The sequence below is a fragment of the Streptomyces sp. 4N124 genome, from assembly GCF_052245395.1.
In the GTDB taxonomy this organism is placed as follows: domain Bacteria; phylum Actinomycetota; class Actinomycetes; order Streptomycetales; family Streptomycetaceae; genus Streptomyces.
This window is the reverse complement of sequence record NZ_JBQQBS010000111.1, coordinates 1-14,964: the sequence shown is the minus strand read 5'-3', so window position 1 is coordinate 14,964 and position 14,964 is coordinate 1. Positions and strand designations below refer to the sequence as shown.

At 70.2% G+C, this 14,964-nt stretch carries 14 protein-coding genes; 5 read left to right on the top strand and 9 right to left on the bottom strand.

Annotated elements, in window-relative coordinates; translation table 11 throughout:
- Positions 1–264: 264 nt before the first annotated feature.
- From ACTWQO_RS47565 to ACTWQO_RS47555, 3 genes are all read left to right on the top strand, one after another.
- On the top strand, positions 265–603 hold the full coding sequence (locus ACTWQO_RS47565) for a DUF485 domain-containing protein (RefSeq protein ID WP_443243647.1): 339 nt from the start codon (positions 265–267) through the stop codon (positions 601–603).
- Positions 604–694: 91 nt separating this feature from the next.
- Positions 695–865: a 50S ribosomal protein L32 gene (gene rpmF / locus ACTWQO_RS47560; RefSeq protein WP_210569650.1), complete on the top strand. Its 171-nt coding sequence runs from the start codon at positions 695–697 to the stop codon at positions 863–865.
- Between the two features lie 59 nt (positions 866–924).
- A complete protein-coding gene (locus ACTWQO_RS47555) occupies positions 925–1,941 on the top strand; it encodes an LLM class flavin-dependent oxidoreductase (RefSeq protein ID WP_443243646.1) in 1,017 nt (338 codons plus the stop codon).
- A 50-nt stretch (positions 1,942–1,991) separates the two neighbouring features.
- Here the strand turns inward: ACTWQO_RS47555 and ACTWQO_RS47550 are convergent, their stop codons facing one another.
- From ACTWQO_RS47550 to ACTWQO_RS47530, 5 genes are all read right to left on the bottom strand, one after another.
- Positions 1,992–2,966 carry a lysophospholipid acyltransferase family protein gene (locus ACTWQO_RS47550; RefSeq protein ID WP_443243645.1) on the bottom strand — a complete coding sequence of 325 codons (975 nt, stop codon included), beginning with the start codon at positions 2,964–2,966 and terminating at the stop codon, positions 1,992–1,994.
- The gene (locus ACTWQO_RS47545; protein ID WP_443243644.1) at positions 2,966–3,739 is read right to left on the bottom strand and encodes a GNAT family N-acetyltransferase; all 774 of its coding nucleotides are present in this window, start codon (positions 3,737–3,739) and stop codon (positions 2,966–2,968) included. Before ACTWQO_RS47545 ends, ACTWQO_RS47550 begins: the two co-directional genes overlap by 1 nt.
- A 227-nt stretch (positions 3,740–3,966) precedes the next feature.
- Entirely contained in the window at positions 3,967–4,716 is a 750-nt protein-coding gene (locus ACTWQO_RS47540; protein WP_443243643.1) for a succinate dehydrogenase/fumarate reductase iron-sulfur subunit, read from the bottom strand.
- Entirely contained in the window at positions 4,713–6,659 is a 1,947-nt protein-coding gene (locus tag ACTWQO_RS47535; protein ID WP_443243642.1) for a fumarate reductase/succinate dehydrogenase flavoprotein subunit, read from the bottom strand. The genes ACTWQO_RS47540 and ACTWQO_RS47535 overlap by 4 nt, the downstream gene beginning before the upstream one ends.
- Positions 6,659–7,330 carry a succinate dehydrogenase gene (locus ACTWQO_RS47530; protein ID WP_443243648.1) on the bottom strand — a complete coding sequence of 224 codons (672 nt, stop codon included), beginning with the start codon at positions 7,328–7,330 and terminating at the stop codon, positions 6,659–6,661. Before ACTWQO_RS47530 ends, ACTWQO_RS47535 begins: the two co-directional genes overlap by 1 nt.
- A gap of 120 nt (positions 7,331–7,450) precedes the next feature.
- Here ACTWQO_RS47530 and ACTWQO_RS47525 point away from each other — a divergent pair, with 120 nt between their 5' ends.
- Positions 7,451–8,335, top strand: a complete 885-nt coding sequence (locus ACTWQO_RS47525) for a LysR family transcriptional regulator (RefSeq protein WP_443243641.1) — start codon at positions 7,451–7,453, stop codon at positions 8,333–8,335.
- Between the two features lie 99 nt (positions 8,336–8,434).
- On the opposite strand, the gene ACTWQO_RS47520 is transcribed toward ACTWQO_RS47525, so the two are convergent.
- Positions 8,435–9,325: an NAD(P)H-binding protein gene (locus ACTWQO_RS47520; protein WP_443243640.1), complete on the bottom strand. Its 891-nt coding sequence runs from the start codon at positions 9,323–9,325 to the stop codon at positions 8,435–8,437.
- Positions 9,326–9,449: 124 nt separating this feature from the next.
- On the opposite strand from ACTWQO_RS47520, the gene ACTWQO_RS47515 reads away from it, so the two are divergent.
- A complete protein-coding gene (locus ACTWQO_RS47515) occupies positions 9,450–10,283 on the top strand; it encodes a LysR family transcriptional regulator (RefSeq protein WP_443243639.1) in 834 nt (277 codons plus the stop codon).
- A gap of 4 nt (positions 10,284–10,287) precedes the next feature.
- On the opposite strand, the gene ACTWQO_RS47510 is transcribed toward ACTWQO_RS47515, so the two are convergent.
- The 3 genes from ACTWQO_RS47510 to ACTWQO_RS47500 all read right to left on the bottom strand — a co-directional run bounded on the left by ACTWQO_RS47510 (position 10,288) and on the right by ACTWQO_RS47500 (position 14,534).
- Positions 10,288–12,432: a putative bifunctional diguanylate cyclase/phosphodiesterase gene (locus ACTWQO_RS47510; RefSeq protein WP_443243638.1), complete on the bottom strand. Its 2,145-nt coding sequence runs from the start codon at positions 12,430–12,432 to the stop codon at positions 10,288–10,290.
- Positions 12,429–13,241, bottom strand: a complete 813-nt coding sequence (locus tag ACTWQO_RS47505) for an SAM-dependent methyltransferase (protein ID WP_443243637.1) — start codon at positions 13,239–13,241, stop codon at positions 12,429–12,431. The genes ACTWQO_RS47510 and ACTWQO_RS47505 overlap by 4 nt, the downstream gene beginning before the upstream one ends.
- Before the next feature lie 312 nt (positions 13,242–13,553).
- Entirely contained in the window at positions 13,554–14,534 is a 981-nt protein-coding gene (locus ACTWQO_RS47500; protein ID WP_443243636.1) for an SCO0930 family lipoprotein, read from the bottom strand.
- Positions 14,535–14,964 lie beyond the last annotated feature (430 nt).

The following is a 14,964-nucleotide window of genomic DNA, read 5'->3' as shown; positions in this document are numbered from 1 at the left end:
GTCCTGCGGCGCGGCTGCGAAGAAGGCGTCCCAGTCACGCGGCTTGCGCTCCAGGAACCGCTGCCGGTGGGCCGTGTCGGCGAGGGTGTTGTCCAGATCGAACACGGCCAGCGGGCGTTTGTTGCTGTCTGTCACGCCCTCACCCTAGCCCGGTGGTTGATACCGAAAGAACCCGCTGCAATACTCCGCATCCAACCTCGCCATCACCGAGGAACGCGGCTTCACGTACCCCCCAATTCCCGCTCTCCTGACGTGAGTTCCTTGATGCCACCCATATCCGACCATCCGGATTTTCACTTGCTGCGCCGCGCCCAGCGGCGGTTCGGCATGAAAGCGACGCTGCTGTCCGTCGGCGGATTCCTGCTGTACGTACTGCTGTCGAGTTTCGCTCCCGGCGTGCTGAACCAGCGCCTGTTCGGTCATCTCACCCTCGGCCTCGCGATCGGCCTCGGACAGTTCGCCGTCATGGCCGTCACCGCATGGCGCTACACCCGGTACATGAGCACCCGCGTCGACCCGCTCGCCCGGGGTCTGCGGGCACATCGCGGCAAGCAACAGGGCCGCCGGAATCGCCTGAGCGGCCCGACGACGCAGCAGCACTGAAGCCCTCATTTGTTAATGGGATCCATTTTCATATAGCGTCGCGGGGTGCCCACGCCGGTGCACCCCGCACCGCTCGCGAAGAAGGAGTCCCATGGCCGTCCCCAAGCGGAAGATGTCCCGCAGCAACACCCGGCACCGCCGCGCCCAGTGGAAGGCCACGCCCGCGCAGCTGGTTCCGGTCACGGTCGACGGCGTGCGTCATCTCGTACCGCAGCACCTGGTCAAGGCCTACGAGCGCGGCCTGCTGCGCCCCGAAAGCTGACCGGGCGTAACGTCGGGTGACGGCGGGAATGCCACCGTCACCCGGGCGTTGAAACCCGTATGAGCTCCCTGATCGCCTCGACCCGCTTCTCCGTGCTCGACCGTTCCCGCACCCGCGAGGGCGGCACCGACGCCGAGGCACTGCGCGACACCGTGCGGTTCGCGCAGCAGCTGGAGGAGCTCGGATATCACCGCTTCTGGGTGTCGGAGCACCATGGCGTCCCCGGTGTCGCCGGTTCCGCGCCCACCGTGCTGGCCGCCGCCGTGGCGGGGGCGACCCGGACGATCCGGGTCGGGACGGGCGGTGTGATGCTGCCCAATCACCGGCCCCTGGTCGTGGCCGAACAGTTCGGGGTGCTGGAGTCCCTCTTCCCGGGCCGGATCGACATGGGTCTCGGCCGGTCCGTCGGCTTCACGGACGGCGTCCGCAGGGCACTGGGGCGCGACAAGGACGACGCCGAGGACTTCGCGGCCCAACTGGACGAACTGCTGGGCTGGTTCACCGGCACCTCCCCGACGGGTGTGCACGCGCGTCCCGCGGAGGGCCTGTCCGTCCCGCCGTTCGTGCTGGCCATGGGCGAGGGCGCCGCGATCGCCGCCCGCGCGGGCCTGCCGATGGTGATCGGCGACCTCCGCAACCGCGACAAGCTGCAGCGCGGCATCGACCACTACCGCGCCCACTTCCACCCGTCGCCCTGGACGAGCGAACCGTACGTCGTCATCTCCGGCACGATCGCCGTCGCCGCCACCCCCGAAGAAGCCCAGCGCCTTCTCATCCCCGAGGCCTGGTCGATGGCCCACTCACGCACCCACGGCACCTTCCCGCCCCTGCCACCCGCCGAACGCGTCGGGACCCTCCCCATGACCACCAAGGAGCGCGGCTTCTACGAGTCCGGCCTCACCGGGCACCTCGCCGGAACCGAGGAGCAGGTCGCCGACGAACTGGAGACAGTGCTCAAGGAGACGGGCGCGCAGGAGGTCCTGGTCACCACGAGCACGTACGACCGGGATGCCCTGCTGGACTCCTACCGGCGGCTCGCCCGGATCGCGGGTCGGGCGAGTCTTCCCTCCGCGTAGTCCGCGGAGGGAAGGCCCTCCGTTCGCGTGGACAACTCTGCGAGGAGCCCCTAGCCGACGGCGAGTGTCCGTGCCCGCGACTCCTCGGAGATCAGGGCGGCGTGGGCCCATCCCAGTTCGCCGCCCATGACGACGGGCTGGGCGGCGTGGGCGAGTGCGCGGCGGTCGGGGTGGCTGCCCGCCGGGATCGCGTCCCGTATCTCGACCTCGGCGACGAGCCCGCGGGCCGTGACCACGCGCCACATCGAGGAGAGCAAGGAGTCCTCGCCGACGAAGGCGGGAGCCGTGCTGGACGGCCCGTTGTCGAACCGGTAGTGGAGGCGGACCGGCTGGACGGGCACGCCCGCGTCGAGCGCGGCCTGGAACACCGCCCGGCGGAAGGGTCCCTGAGCCCGGCCGCACCAGGTGCTGCCCTCCGGGAAGGCCACGACCGCGGCTCCTGCCCGCATCGCCTCGGCGATCCGGGCGACCGTCTCGGGCAGCGCCCGCAGCCGGTCCCGCTCGATGAACAGGGCGCCGCTGGCCGCGGTGAGCCCGCCCGCCACCGGCCACTGCCGGATCTCCGCCTTGGCGAGCATGCGGGCCGGGCGTACGGCGGCGAGCAGCGGGATGTCCAGCCACGAGATGTGGTTGGCCACGAGCAGCATGCCCCCGGTGGGCGCGGCGGCGCCGGTGATGCGGACACGGACACCGGCCGCCTGCACCACGGCCCGGCTCCACCGGCGGACCAGCGCGTCGCGCCGGGCCGCGGGGACGCTCCCGAACACCGGCATCAGCATGATGCCGAACAGGAGCACCGCCAGCATCGCCACGATCCGCAGCACGGCGCGCGGCACGTCCGTCACAGACCGCACGGACGTGACACAGATCTGCGGCGAGCAGGGTGCGGTGGGCAGCCAGGCGCTGCTCGGTATGACGGGGCGGTGCACGGCCGTCGCCCCGTCCCCGCGCCGCTGGGTCCAGGTTCGTCCGACGGCCGCGGCCGGGCCCAGGCGCTGCGGCACTCCCGTACGCAGGACGTTCATCAGGCCGGGACGAGGGAGAGGAAGTGCTTCAGATAGCGCGGGTTGACCCGGCGCATCGACAGCAGCACGTACAGGTCGGCGACGCCGAAGTCCGGGTCGTGAGCGGGCTCCGCGCAGACCCAGGCGCCGAGGCGGAGATAGCCGCGCAGCAGGGGCGGCAACTCGGTCCGGGTGGCGGGACGCGCCACGCCCTCCGGGCTCCAGGGCAGCAGCGGACGTACCCGGAACTCCTCAGGGGCCAGATGCTTGTCCTGCACCCGGTCCCAGGTGCCGGCCGCGAGGGCGCCGCCGTCGGCGAGCGGGATGGAGCAGCAGCCGGCGAGCCACTCGTGGCCGCCCGCGACCATGTAGCGCGCTATGCCGGCCCAGATGAGGCCGATGACCGCGCCGTCCCGGTGGTCGGGGTGGACGCAGGAGCGGCCGACCTCGACGAGGCCCGGGCGGATCGGGTCGAGCGCGGAGAGGTCGAACTCGCCCTCCGAGTACAGGCGTCCGGCGACCGCGGCGCGGTCCGGCGGCAGCAGCCGGTAGGTGCCGACGACCTGGTCGGTGATCGTGTCGCGGACCAGCAGGTGGTCGCAGTACGCGTCGAAGGCGTCGATGTCGTGACCCGGCTGCGGGGTGGACAGGAGCGCGCCCATCTCGCCGGCGAAGACGTCGTGGCGCAGCCGCTGCGCGGCCCGGACGTCCTCCTCCGTTCGCGCGACGGTGACGGTGTAGCGGGTGGGCGCCGACGGCTGCGGGGGGCGGTCGAGCGTGGAAACGCCGGTCATGGCACTCTCCTGAACACGGGCCGGGGACGGCTGAGCGGCTTGCTGGCCGGTTCATACGTCCGGCCGCAACAGTTCTTCCTATGCCGGGCGTCCTGCGCGTGACCCGCGAAGGGAGAGCGGGTGTGGGCTTGTTGAATGACAGGGGTGCCTGGCGGGACCGGGCCTGAGCACCACCCCGGTCCCACCCGTCCGCACCCTGTCGGCGAACGTTCCTTGAGCTGCGGCGTCTAGCGCCCGGTCACCTTCCGGGTCGCGCGCAGCCACTCCTTGTTCATGCTCGTGATGGACACCAGCGGGATGCCCTTCGGACACGCGGTGGCACACTCTCCGGTAAGCGTGCAGCCACCGAAGCCCTCCTCGTCCATCTGCGCCACCATGTCGAGCACCCGGGTTTCGCGCTCCGGCGCGCCCTGCGGCAGCACGTTCAGGTGGTTGACCTTGGCGGAGGTGAAGAGCATCGCCGCGCCGTTCGGGCAGGCGGCCACACAGGCGCCGCAGCCGATGCACTCGGCGTGCTCGAAGGCGAAGTCGGCGTCCGGCTTCGGCACGGGCGTGGCGTGGGCCTCCGGCGCGGCGCCGGTCGGGGCGGTGATGTAGCCGCCCGCCTGGATGATCCGGTCGAACGCGGTCCGGTCCACGACCAGGTCCTTGATCACCGGGAAGGCGGAGGCCCGCCACGGCTCGATGTCGATCGTGTCGCCGTCCTTGAAGGACCGCATGTGCAGCTGGCAGGTGGTGGTGCGCTCGGGTCCGTGGGCGTCGCCGTTGATGACGAGCGAGCAGGCACCGCAGATGCCCTCGCGGCAGTCGTGGTCGAAGGCGACCGGGTCCTCGCCCTTGAGGATGAGCTCCTCGTTGAGCGTGTCGAGCATCTCCAGGAAGGACATGTCCGAAGAGATGCCATCGACCTCGTACGTGGACATGGCGCCGTCGGCGTCGGCGTTCTGCTGCCGCCAGACGCGCAGGGTGAGCTTCATGCGTAGCTCCGCTGGGTGGGGTGGACGTACTCGAAGACCAGGTCTTCCTTGTGCAGGGACGGGGCCTCGCCCGTGCCCGTGAACTCCCAGGCGGCCGCGTAGGTGAACTCGTCGTCCCTGCGGGCGGCTTCGCCGTCGGGGGTCTGGGACTCCTCGCGGAAGTGGCCGCCGCAGGACTCGGACCGGTGCAGTGCGTCGAGGCACATCAGCTCGGCGAGCTCCAGGTAGTCGACGACGCGGTTGGCCTTCTCCAGCGACTGGTTGAACTCCTCGCCGGTTCCGGGCACCTTGATCCGCCGCCAGAACTCCTCGCGGATCTGCGGGATCCGCTCCAGGGCCTTGCGCAGTCCGGTGTCGGTGCGGGCCATGCCGCAGAACTCCCACATGAGTTCGCCGACCTCGCGGTGGAAGGAGTCGGGGGTACGGTCGCCGTCGACGGAGAGGAGGAGGTTGAGCCGGTCCTCGGTCTCGGCCAACGCCTCCTGTACGACGGGGTGTTCGGCGGTGACGGACTCCTGGTGCGGGTTGCGTGCGAGGTAGTCGTTGATCGTCGCCGGGAGCACGAAGTAGCCGTCGGCCAGGCCCTGCATCAGCGCGGAGGCGCCGAGCCGGTTGGCGCCGTGGTCGGAGAAGTTGGCCTCGCCGATCGCGAACAGACCGGGGATCGTGGTCTGGAGGTCGTAGTCGACCCACAGTCCGCCCATCGTGTAGTGCACGGCGGGGTAGATCCGCATCGGCACCTCGTACGGATCCTCGTCGGTGATCCGCTGGTACATGTCGAAGAGATTGCCGTACTTCGCCTCGACGGCCTTACGGCCCATGCGCTCGATGGCGTCCGCGAAGTCGAGATAGACGCCCTGCCCGCCGGGGCCCACTCCCCTGCCCTCGTCGCAGACGTTCTTCGCGGCGCGGGAGGCGATGTCGCGCGGGACCAGGTTGCCGAAGGACGGGTAGATGCGCTCCAGGTAGTAGTCGCGCTCGTCCTCGGGGATCTCGCTCGCGGGCCGGGTGTCGCCCTTGGCCTTCGGCACCCAGATCCGGCCGTCGTTGCGCAGCGACTCGCTCATCAGCGTGAGCTTGGACTGGTGGTCGCCGGTGCGCGGGATGCAGGTCGGATGGATCTGGGTGAAGCAGGGGTTGGCGAAGTACGCGCCGCGCCGGTGCGCCCGCCAGATCGCGGTGGCGTTGGAGTTCATGGCGTTGGTCGACAGGTAGAAGACGTTTCCGTAACCACCACTCGCCAGTACGACGGCGTCCGCGAAGTACGTGTCGATCTTCCCGGTGATCAGGTCCCGGGCCACGATCCCCCGCGCCCGTCCGTCGATGACGATCAGGTCGAGCATCTCGGTGCGCGGGTGCATCTCGATGTTGCCCGCGGCGATCTGCCGGGACAGGGCCTGGTAGGCGCCGAGGAGCAGCTGCTGGCCCGTCTGACCGCGGGCGTAGAAGGTGCGGGACACCTGGACGCCGCCGAAGGAGCGGGTGTCGAGCAGACCGCCGTACTCGCGCGCGAAGGGCACGCCCTGCGCCACGCACTGGTCGATGATCTCTACGGAGATCTGCGCGAGCCGGTGCACGTTGGACTCGCGCGCCCTGAAGTCGCCGCCCTTGACGGTGTCGTAGAACAGCCGGTGGATGGAGTCGCCGTCGTTGCGGTAGTTCTTCGCCGCGTTGATGCCGCCCTGCGCGGCGATGGAGTGGGCGCGGCGCGGGGAGTCCTGGTAGCAGAACTGGACGACGTGGTAACCCTGTTCGGCCAGCGTGGCGCCCGCGGAGCCGCCGGCGAGGCCGGTGCCGACGACGATGACGGTGTGCTTGCGCCGGTTGGCGGGGTTGACCAGCCTGGCCTCGAAACGGCGCTTGTCCCAGCGCTCGTTGACCGGCCCGGAGGGGGCCTTGGTGTCGACGACCGGTTCGCCGGTCTCGTAGTCGGTGTAGGTCATCAGCTCACGACTCCAGTCATGACACCCACGGGTACGGCGATGAAGCCGACCGTGAGGAGCAGCGCGAGGACGTTGGCAGTGGTCTTCAGGGCGCGGTCGCGGGTGCGGCTGCCGGCGCCGAGGGTCTGGGCGGCGCTCCAGAAGCCGTGCTGGATGTGCAGGCCGAGGGCGAGCATCGCGACGAGGTAGATGACGTTGCCGTACCAGGTGGAGAAGGTGTCCACGACGTTCTGGTACGGGTGGCCCTCCTGGAAGCCGCCGGAGTGCACGGTGCCGGTCGTCAGGTCGAGGATGTGCCAGACGATGAACAGGCCGAGGATGATCCCGCCCCAGCGCATGGTGCGCGTCGCATAGCTGGCGCGCGGCTTCTTGTGCACGTACTTGCTGGGGCGCGCCCTGATGTCGCGGCGGCTGAGCTGGTAGGCGGAGGTGGCGTGGGCGACGACCGCGACCACGAGGACGACACGGATGAGCCAGAGCGTCCACTCGTAGTGCATGAACGGCTCGCCGATGGTGCGCAGCCAGTGCGCGTAGTGGTTGAACTCGCCGGGCCCGAAGAAGATCTTCAGGTTTCCGATCATGTGGACGACCAGGTACAGCAGCATGATCAGACCGCTGACCGCCATCACGGTCTTCTTGCCGACGGAGCTGTCCCACACCGTGCGCGCCATGGACGGCCGTCGGTCCGTCCGCGTTACCAGAGCCATGTCGCAAAACGCTAGGGCCCAGGCACCCGATCGGTCCAAGACATGGTCCGGCTCGATTCCATAGGCAATGGCTATCGTGGGGCTATGCAGTTCCAGCAGCTCCAGTACTTCGTGGCGGTCGCCGAGACGCGGCACTTCACCCGGGCCGCCGATCTGGTCCACGTGGCGCAGCCGTCCCTCTCCCAGCAGATCAAGGCGCTGGAGCGGGAGCTGGGGGCGGATCTGTTCCAGCGGGCGCGCGGCAACATCACGCTCACCGACGCGGGCGAGGCGCTGCTGCCGCTGGCCCGCCGGATCCTGGCCGACGCGGACACGGCCCGGCACGAGGTGCAGGAGTTGGTGCAGCTGCGCAGCGGCCGGGTCCGGCTGGGCGCGACCCCGAGCCTGTGCACCGGTCTGCTGCCGGACGTGCTGCGGGCCTTCCACGACCGCTATCCCGGCATCCGGCTGATGATCGAGGAAGGCGGCTCGCACGACCTCGTACGGGAACTCGCGCGCGGCGCCCTCGACCTCGCGCTGATCGTCCTGCCGCTGCCGACGCCCTCCCCGGCGCTCACCTCGGTGGAGCTGCTGCGCGAAGACCTCGTCGTCGTCTCCTCGCCGGACGCCCCCAGGCCCGGCCACGGCCGGCGTGCCGTGCGCATCGCCGACCTGGAGGGCGAACGGCTTGTGATGTTCCGGCACGGCTACGACCTGCGCGAACTGACCGTGGCCGCGTGTCGCTCCGCTGGGTTCGAGCCGGATTTCGCGGTGGAGGGCGGGGAGATGGACGCGGTTCTGGGATTCGTACGGGCCGGGTTGGGGATGGCTGTCGTGCCGCGCATGGTGGCCACGCGGGCCGGGCGCGGATTGCGGGTGACCCCGCTGGCCCGGCCCGGGCTGCATCGGACGATCGCGCTGGCGCATCGCAGTGATGTGGCTCCGCCGCGGGCGGCACGGGAGTTGCAGCGGATGCTTCTTGAAAGTTGACGGTACGTTTCGCGGGGCGGGCAGCATGGTCGTCGTTCGTCTGCGGGCTCGTTGTGGCTGGTCGCGCAGTTCCCCGCGCCCCTATCGGGGCGCACCGACTCAGGCTTGGATAGCCGGCTTGAGTACCTCCTCGCACCACTTGCGGAACGAGGTGGGCGCCTCCTCGGGTGTGCTCGGCACGGTGGCGCCGTACAGGCCCTGGTTGTTCTGGGCGTCCACCATGTCGGCGTACGCCTGGGCCCAGGACTCGCTCATGCCGCGGCTCAGCAGCATCTGCTTCTGCTCCGTGCTGGTGACCGGCTTCATGCGCACGGGGCGGTCCAGCACGTCGGACATGACCTGCGCCATGCCCTCAAGGGTCAGGTCGTCGGGTCCGACGAGGGGGACGTCGCCCCGGCCGGTCCAGGAGGTGTCGAGCAGGAGGCGGGCCGCTGTGGCGGCGATGTCGCCGTCGGCACAGGTGCGCAGGACGCGGTCCGGGGCGAGCGCCATGGGCAGCGCGCCCCCGGTCGCGATCGACCCGGCGTGGTGCAGGAAGTTCTCCATCAGGAACGGCGCGCACAGCGCCCGGTAATGCACGCCCGTGGCCGCGATGGTGTCGTCCATCGCGAGTGACGCCGATACCTGCCCCGCGTTCTCGGCGATGCCACGGCCCAGAGTGGAGACGGCGACGACCCGTTCGACGCCCTGCCCCTCGATGGCCTCGCAGAGGGCCCCGGTGAAGGCGTGGAAGTGGTCCTCGACGCTGTCGGTCGAGGGCATCGGGGGCACCAGCCAGAAGACGCGGTCGGCGCCCTCGCACGCCTCCTTCAGCACGGCGGGGTCGGCGTGCGATCCCCGGACGACCTCGACGTGCTCACGCACGCGCTCGGGGAGACGGTCGGGGTCACGGGCGACGACCCGGATGCCGGGAGTGCCGTCCGGGGAGTCGAGGAGACGGTCGAGGACCAGTCGGCCGATCTGGCCGGTCGGGGTGGTGACGACGATCATGAGGAGCTCCAAGAGGGATGCTTCAGTGGTTGCCGTCGAGCTTGCTGCCCGGCGCTCCCGAACTGAAGGATCGATCCGCTCCCGCTTGTTACCCTCAGGGCAATATCGAGGCCAGGGAGAGACCATGGAATCCCGCCCGCTGCGCTACTTCGTCGCCGTCGCCGAGGAACTCAACTTCGCCCGCGCCGCCGAGCGGTTGGGCATCTCCCCGCCGCCGCTGTCCCGCGCGATCCGCCAGTTGGAAACGGACCTGGGCGTGACCCTCTTCGAGCGGACCACCCACAGTGTGGCCCTCACTCCGGCCGGCACCGTACTCCTCGACGAGGCACGGGTCGCCTTGGACGCCCTGGAGGCCGCTGGACGACGGGCACAGCGCGCGGCCGCCCCGGAGCCGAAGCTGATCCTGACCGTCAAAGCGGACGGGGACGCGGGGCTGCTGGAACCGATCCTGGCGCGCTACGCGTCGGAGGAGGCGGCCGTCCCGGTCTCGGTCCAGCTGAGCGGCTGGCTCGAGCAGCCGGGACTCCTGCGCCAGGGTGAAGCCGACGCGGCGCTGATCTTCGAGCCGTTCGACCGCACCGGCCTGGACACCGAGGCGCTGACCACCGAGCCGCGTGTCGCGGCGCTCGCCGCGGGGCATCCGCTTGCCGCCCGCGAGCAGTTGACCCTCGCCGACCTCGACCTGGAACCCGGCACCGTGGGCCCGTACCTCCGCGCGACCCGCAGCAGGGGCCGCGACCTCGCCCAAATGCTCACGCTCGTCGGACTGGGCGAGGCCGTCCCGCTCCTGCCGGCCTCCGTCGCCGCCCGCTATCCGCGCCCCGGAGTCGTCTACCGGCCGGTGCTGGACGCGCCGGCCGCGGTCCTCGTCATCGCCTGGCCGCAGCAGTCCCGGTCGACGGCCACGGCGGCGCTGGTCCGCGCCGCCACGACCGTGGCCGAGGCCGTACGACCGTGAAGGCTCACCCCGTCGCGTCCACCAACGCCAGCTCGTGCAGCCGCTCCGGCGGGCCCGGGCGGGCGTAGTACCAGCCCTGGGCCGTGTCGCAGCCCAATATCCGGAGTTGCTCGGCCTGAGCGCCCGTCTCCACACCCTCCACCGTCACCGCGAGGTTCAGGCTGTGGGCGAGAGAAACGATCCCTTCGACGATCTTGAGGTCGACGGAGTCCGCCGGGAAGCGCTGCATGCTCTGGGTGAAGGACCGATCCAGCTTGAGGATGCTCACCGGCAGCCGACGCAGATTGGCGAGGTTCGAGTAGCCGGTGCCGAAGTCGTCCAGGGCGATGTCGACGCCCATCTCGGCCAGCCGGCGCAACGGCTTGAGCAGGTCGTCGTCGGCGCCGATCAACGCCGACTCGGTCACCTCCAGGCACAGCGCGTCGGGTGCGACACCCGCGCGCTCCAGGATGTCGACGGTGTCCTGGACCAGTCCGGGATGCGTGAGCTGGCAGGGCGAGAGGTTGACGTTGATGCGCAGCGGGCCACCGGCACCGGTGACGCCGTACCGCTCCCGCCACTCACGGGCCTGACGCACCGACTGCTCCAGCACCCAGCGGCCCAGCGGAACGATTAGCCCCGTGTGCTCGGCGAGCGGAATGAACCGGTCCGGACTGAGGACACCGTGCTGCGGATGCAGCCAGCGCACCAGCGCCTCGGCGCCGCGGACGCTGCCGTCGCCGAGGTGGACCAGCGGCTGGTACTCGATGAAGAACTCGCCGCGGTCCAGGGCCGTCGGCAGCGAGGTGGTCAGTCCGTGCCGGGTGATGGCACGGGCGTCGGCCTCGGCGTCGGCCAGCTCGAAGCGGTTGCCGCCCGCCGACTTGGCGCGGTACATGGTGATGTCGGCGCTGCGCAGCACCTCGGCCGCGCTCCGCTCCCCCGCCGGCCCCTCGACGATGCCGATGCTGCCGCGCACGGTCAGCTCCCGGCCGTCGACGCTGACCGGGGCGACCAGCGCGTTCATGATGCGCGCGGCCAGCTCGTCGACCTCGCGCTCGGTGTCGGTCCCGGTGGTCAGCGCCACGAACTCGTCGCCGCCGAGCCGGGCGACCATCTCGCCGGGCGCGGTCGCACAGGACTGCAGCCGGTCGGCGACCTCGACGAGCAGCCGGTCGCCGGCCGCGTGGCCGAGGCTGTCGTTGATGGTCTTGAAGCCGTCGAGGTCGAGATAGCACAGGCCGAAGCGCTGGCCCTCGCCCGCGGTGAGGGCCTTCTCCAGGCGCTCGAAGAACAGCGTGCGGTTGGGCAGTCCGGTGAGCGCGTCGTGCGTCGCCTCGTAGCGCAGCCGGAGGTTGAGCAGCCGCCGCTCGGTGGTGTCTTCCATCAGGGCGAGCTGGTACTCGGGGTTGCCGTCCGGGTCGCGGAGCAGCGAGACCGTCAGATTGGTCCACAGGACCGTTCCGTCGGGGCGGTAGAACGCCTTCTCCACGTGGTAGTGCTCGCGCTCGCCGCGCACGAGTTCCTCGTACAGCCGCCAGACCTGGGGCGCGTCCTCGGGATGGGTCCACTCCATCACGTTGCGGGTGCGCACCGTCTGCTCGGCGCCGCCGAACATGCGCACCAACGCCCCGTTGACCTGCAGTATGTTGCCCTCCAGGTCGGCGATCCCGATGCCTATGGCGGCGCCCTCGAAGACCGCGCGGAAGCGGGCCTCGGTCGCGTGCAGGGCCTGCGCCACCACGCCCTGCGCCTTCAGCGCGGCCGAGGAGATCGCCTCCTGCTCGGCGAGGGTCCGCTCACGCAGCGCCGTGGCGAACCCGGCGGCCATGGCGTGCTGCAACCGCGAGGAACGCGCGCGCAGTTGGTCCTGCGTGCCGTCCCCGCCGCAGTACAGCACCAGGTAGGCGTCGACGCAGTCCAGGGTGCGGCTGAGCGCCTCCGGGTCGGTGCAGTGCACGGCGACCAGCGCGGCGCCCACCGCCCGCGCCTCGTCCGCCTGGAAGGTCCTGGCCCGCAGCGCCTCGCTCAACCGCCGGGCGAGCGGCAGCAGTTGCTCCTCCAGCTCGGGCCGGGTCAGCGACGTCGAGGTCACCGGGAACACCGCCCGGCTCCAGATCGTCGCGAACCGGCGCAGTCTGTCCTCCGGCCCGTCCGGCTCCGCGCTCACGCCGTACGCCCCACGCCGGCGAAACCGGAGAAGGCAAACGGATCCTCGTCCTCCGGCGCGGTGTCCGGCCGCCAGCGCGGCATAGCCACCAGTCCGGGTTCCACCATGTCGTACCCCTCGAAGAACTGCGCGATCTTGTCGCGCGAGCGCATGATCAGCGGGTTGCGAATGTCCTTGTATACGCCCACCGTGCCCTCGGCCCGCTCCGGCGGAAGGGGGATTCCCTCGTACGAGGCATGTGTGAGGATCAGCAGGCTGCCGGGCGCGAGCGCGTCGCGCAGTTCGGCCACCGCTCCGTACGGGTCGTCCGTGTCTTCCACGAAGTGCAGTATGGCAACGAGAAGCAGCGCCACTGGGCGGTTCAGGTCGATCAGTCGCTGCACCTCCGGGGCGGCGAGGATCTCCTGGGGCTTGCGCAGGTCGGCCGCGACCACCTCGGTGTCGAGGTTGCCCTCGAGGACCGCCTGGCTGTGCGCGACGGCCACCGGGTCGTGGTCGACGTAGACGACATGAGCGCCGGGGCTCGCCGCCTGGGCCACCTCGTGGACGTTGCCGAAGGTCGGGATGCCGGAGCCGATGTCCAGGAACTGGGTGATGCCCTCGTCGACGGCGAAGCGCACCGCGCGGCGCATGAACGCCCGGTTCGCCTGCATGATTTTGGGGAGCCCCGGCATGAACTCCATGGCCTTGCGGGCCGCCTCCCGGTCGACCTCGAAGTTGTGCGAACCGCCCAGGTAGAAGTCGTAGATCCGGGACACGCTCGGCACCGAGATGTCGATGCTCCGTGGGGCCCAGGCGGGACGCTCCATCAATCTCTCCAAGGCGTAGGCGATCCGGTGTTCGAGCTGAGGCTACTGATCGCCCGCCAAAGGAGCGAGCGGAAACGGAAATTGACCATCCGTTCCCGGTCACTGCCTGCGGCACGTGCCGAATTGATGCCCGGTATCGCCTCTACTAAAAGTGTCCGAGGCGTTCCGGAGAGTTCCCAGGAGTTCCGAAGCATGGTGAAGAGTCACGAAGAGTGTGAAGAGATGCGGTGAATTACGGCAAAACCGGTCCGCCCCCTCCGTGCGGTGCGGAGGGGGTGGACCGGAGTTGGTGGCGAAGCCGGAAGGCTGTGCTCAGCCCTTCACGGCCTTTCCGTCGGGTGAGATGGCGTACCAAGCACCGGCCACACCCTGGCCGTTGGTGTCACCGGGCTTCTTGTCGTTGGCGAAGGTGTAGATCGGGACACAGTCGATGGTCTGCTGCTTCAGTCCGTCGGGCCGGTCGAAGACCACGTAGCCCTGACCCCTGGGACCGGACCCCTTCAGATCGATGCCCTTGGTGTCCTTGGCGTCGACCGGCTCGATGACCGGCCACTTCTCCAGGCACTCGCCGGTGCACGCCGTCTTCATCGGCCAGGGCGAGTCCTTCAGGAAGCGGTAGACCGTGTGGCCGTTCTTGTCGACGACGATCTCGCCGAGCTCGGGGTCGTTGCGGGTGGACAGCCCGGGCAGGCCGGCCTGCTCGACCCCACCGCCCTGCTCAGCCTCACCGCCCTGGGCCTTCTTGCCGTCGGGCGCCAGCGCGTACCACTTGCCGCCCACGCCCTGGCCCTTGACGTCGCCGGGGGTGGTGTCCTTCGCGTAGCGGTACGCCGGCCAGCCGCCGACGGTCAGCTGCTTGGTGCCGTCGGCGCGGGTGACCTCGCCGAGCAGCGCCTTGTCGATGCCGGCGCCGGCCGTGGCGTCGCCCGCCGGTACCGGCGGCCAGTCCGTGGCGCAGTCGCCGTCACAGTTCGTCTTCGGAGGCTCGGCGGTGTCCTGGTCGAACCGGTACAGGGTCATGCCCGCGCCGTCGGTCACCATGTTGCCGACTTCCGCGTTGGTGGAGACGGCCAACTGGCCTGCGGCGGAAGCCTGGTTGGCGTTGCTCTGTTCGTTCTGGGCCCCGGTGCCGGCTCCGGCACCGACGCCTGCCGTTCCGTAGTCACCGGCCGCGGCCGTGGCGCCCACGTTCTGGCTCGCGGACGGGCTGCTTTCCTGACCGCACGCCGTCGTCAGCGCCAGAACAGCCGCAGCGCTCGCCACGAGTGAGGCGCTCCGCCAGGAGGTCTTCATCTTCAACTCCCCGATCATCGCAACGATGTTGCAGCGCCCTGCTGCGCCGCGCACGGTCCTAGGTACGAGCAGTGACCGCCGTTGTGTTCAAACGCCCCGCGGATTTCTTTCCGAAACCTGCGCCACACCGCGCCCGCGACCTGCGCCACTGCCGCGATGACGCTCGTATGAGCGTGCGTATCCCCGGACACGCGAACGCGCGCGGATCAAACCGGCGACGCCCTGCTGTCCCTCCTTCGGGGCAATCCCCCGGCGCTCGGGCGTGCGCCGGTGCGCAAAGGCCCATGATCTTCGTCGTGCATGGACCCGAACCGACCCAAGGCACCGTCGCCATACGGGTGTTGTCCCTGGTCGCGCTGGCATGGATGGTCGTCGGCGCCCCGGCGGGCACGGCGGTCGCCGATGTCTGCGCGTACGCGTCGACCGGCCC